The sequence below is a fragment of the Methylobacterium aquaticum genome (assembly GCF_001043915.1).
In the GTDB taxonomy this organism is placed as follows: Bacteria; Pseudomonadota; Alphaproteobacteria; order Rhizobiales; family Beijerinckiaceae; genus Methylobacterium; species Methylobacterium aquaticum.
In genome coordinates, this window is the sequence record NZ_LABX01000416.1 from 1 (window position 1) to 3,104 (window position 3,104).

The 3,104-nt window shown below is 73.3% G+C and carries 1 protein-coding gene; it reads right to left on the minus strand.

The features are described 5' to 3' along the window. Positions 1 to 3,104, minus strand: a 3,104-nt coding sequence (locus tag VP06_RS32895) for a beta strand repeat-containing protein (RefSeq protein WP_048468033.1), incomplete at both ends; no start/stop codon positions are given.

The following is a 3,104-nucleotide window of genomic DNA, read 5'->3' on the forward strand; positions in this document are numbered from 1 at the left end:
TGATCCGCAGCGCCCCGCCCGAGATCAGGCCGAGCGACCCGCCGGCGTTCAGCACCTGCGCCGCCGTCACCGTGATCGCCGCGCCCGCCCCCGTCTGCACCACCGTCGTGCCGGCCGGGTCCACGGCCGTGTCCAGGGTGAAGGCCGCCGCGCTCGTCGCGAAGCCGCGCCCGGACAGGCCGGAGATCAGGGTCGCGGTCGCCGTGCTCGCCACCCCGCTCGTCGCGCTCCGCGCGTCGGCGAGGGAGGGCGCCAGGGAGAGCCGGTCGGCGGTGGCAGGCACGGTGAGCGCCCCACCGTACAGGTTCACGCCGCCCTGCGCCGGCGCGGTCGTGGCGTAGGTCGAGGTGGCCAGCGTCGCAGCGGCGTTCGACAGGCCCGCGACGGTCGGCACCGAAGCGACGAAGCTCGTGCCGTTGGCGAGCGTGCCGGCCGGCAGCGCGAGGTAGTAGGTGCCGTTGGCGCCGGTGCTCGCCTGGCCGAGGCGGCTGCCACCGGCGTCGAGGGAGACCGTGACGGCGCCGGCCGCGCCGGAGGCGGCGAGGGTCGCACCGGCATCCCGGTAGGCGGTGCCGGTGACCGCCTGCACCCCGTTCGGGTAGAAGCTCCTCAGGTAGGGATAGAGGCCGGTGTCGCTGCCCCAGACGGTCGGGCCGAAGCCTGTCGGCCGGCTGCCCTGCAACTGCGCCGTGGTCAGGCCGGAGCCCTGATTCTTGGCGGTCGTCGCCCGGCCGCTCGCCTGCGTGTCCCAGTAGCTCTGCGTCACGAACGCGATCGCGATGTCGCCGTTGAGGCCGCCGACGTTCCTGTTCGCACCGGAACTCGAGACGGCGCCGAGGGCGAGGGATTGGCTCACGAGGCCGTTCAAGTGAAAACCGACGAGGCCCCCCACGGACTCGATGCCCGAGACGGGCCCGCTGGCCAGGGATTGGCTGATCGTCTCGGAATTCGATCCGACGAGGCCCCCCACGGAGTAGCTGCCCGAGACGGGCCCGCTGGCCATGGACCGGCTCACCGTCCCGCCGTTGATCCCGACCAGTCCGCCGAAGCCGGCCGTCAGTTGCCCCGTGCTGGAGACGGCGGCGCTGGTGGTGGACTGGGTCACGATCCCCCGGTTCTCGCCGACGAGGCCGCCGACGATGCTCGAGCCCGCGATGCTCCCGCCGAGGAGGTTGACGTCACGCACAGCGCCGTCGCGCGCGACGAAGCCGAACAGCCCTGCCCAGTCGCCGCTCTTGCCGATCGTCAGGCCGGTGATCGCGTGGCCCAGGCCCGCGAAGGTGCCCGAGAACTGCGTGGCCGCGCTGGTGCTGCTGTTGGTGCCCACCAGCGCGTCGGTGTAGGTCGTGCCCGCCGCCGCGAGGTCGCCCGCCAGCGCGTAGCGGCCCGACAGGCCCCCCGCCGCGCTCTGGTTCGTGATCGCTCCGCCCGACACCGCCGCCACACCGTCGATGCCGTCGAGGTCCGCCATGGAACGGACCAGCGTGTAGCCCTGCCCGTTGATGGTGAGGGACTGGCCGGTCGCCGCGCCCGTGAACGTGAGCCCCTTGCCCGCCGCGAACGCATAGTCCTCGATCGTGGCGACGACCGCGTTGTACTCATTCAGGACTTGGCGCGAGCCCGAGGCGAGCGTCACCGCCACCGCCCCGTTCGCCGTCACGTCGGCGTTGATCGACAGCGTCCCGGCGGTCGCGAGCCCGAGCGATCCGCCGTCCTGGATGGTGATCGGCTGCGCCACGGTCAGCGGTGCCCCCGCCGCCGTGGTCTGGACCACGAAGGTCCCGCCCGTCGTCACCGCCTGGTCGAGGGTGAACCCGCCCGCGTTCGAGGCGATCAGGCCCCGGCCGGTCAGGCCGGAGATCAGGGTCTGGGTCGCGCTGCTGGCGACCGCGGTGGCGCTGGTGCGGGCGTCGGACAGCGAGGGCGCCTGCGACAGGCGGTCGGCCGATGTCAGGGCCGTGAGCGCCCCGCCGTAGAGGTTCGCGCCGCCAAGCGCGGCGGCCCCGGTCGAGGTGGCCAGCGTCGCAGCGGCGGTGGACAGGCTGCCGTTCGTCGGCACCGAGGCGACGAAGCTCGCGCCGTTGGCGAGCGTCCCGGCCGGCAGCGCGATGTAGTAGGCGCCGTTGGCGCCGGTGCTCGCCTGGCCGAGGCGGCTGCCGCCGGCGTCGAGGGAGACCGTGACGGTTCCGGCCGCCCCGGAGGCCGCGAGGGTCGCGCCGGCGTCCCGGTAGGTGGTGCCGGAGACGGCCTGCACGCCATTCGGGTAGAAGCTCTTGAGGTAGGGATAGAGGCCCGGGCCGCTGCCCCAGACGGCCGCGTCGAAGCCGCCGGGCAGGGTGGCCTGCTGAAGCTGTGCCGTGGTCAGGCCGGTTCCGCCGCCGTTCGAACCTGCGCCGCTCGTCTGCGTGTCCCAGTAGGACTGGACGACGCTGCCACCAAAAAGGCCACCGACCAGCCCGCCCACGTTGTTGCCGCCGCTCACGCGGCCGGTGGCGGTGGACTGGACGACGCTGCCGCCAAAATTGCCGCCGACCAGCCCGCCCACGTCGCTGCCGCCGCTCACGTGGCCGGTGGCGGTGGACTGGACGACGCTGCCGGCCAAATTGGCCCCGACCAGCCCGCCCACGTCGCTGTTGCCGCTCACGTGGCCGGTGGCGGTGGACTGGACGACGCTGCCGCCCAAATTGCGCCCGACCAGCCCGCCCACGTTGCTGCCGCCGCTGACGCTGCCGGTGGCAGTGGCGTAGACGACGCTGCCGAAATTGGTCCCGACCAGCCCGCCCGCGTCGCTGCTGCCGATGACGCTGCCGCCGACCAGCCCGATGTCGCGCACTACGCCGCTCGCCAACACGCGCCCGAACAGACCGGTATAGTCGCCGCTCTTGCCAATCGTCAGGTCCGTGATCGTGTGCCCCAGCCCCTCGAACCTGCCCGCAAACGAGTTCGTGTCGCTGATCCCCACCAGGGCGTCGGTGTAGGTCGTGCCCGAGGCGTCGAGGTCGCCCGCCAGCGCGTAGCGGCCCGACACCCCCCCCGCCGCGCTCTGGTTCGTGATCGTCCCGCCCGAGACCGCCGCCACCCCGTCGATGCCGTCGAGGTCCGCC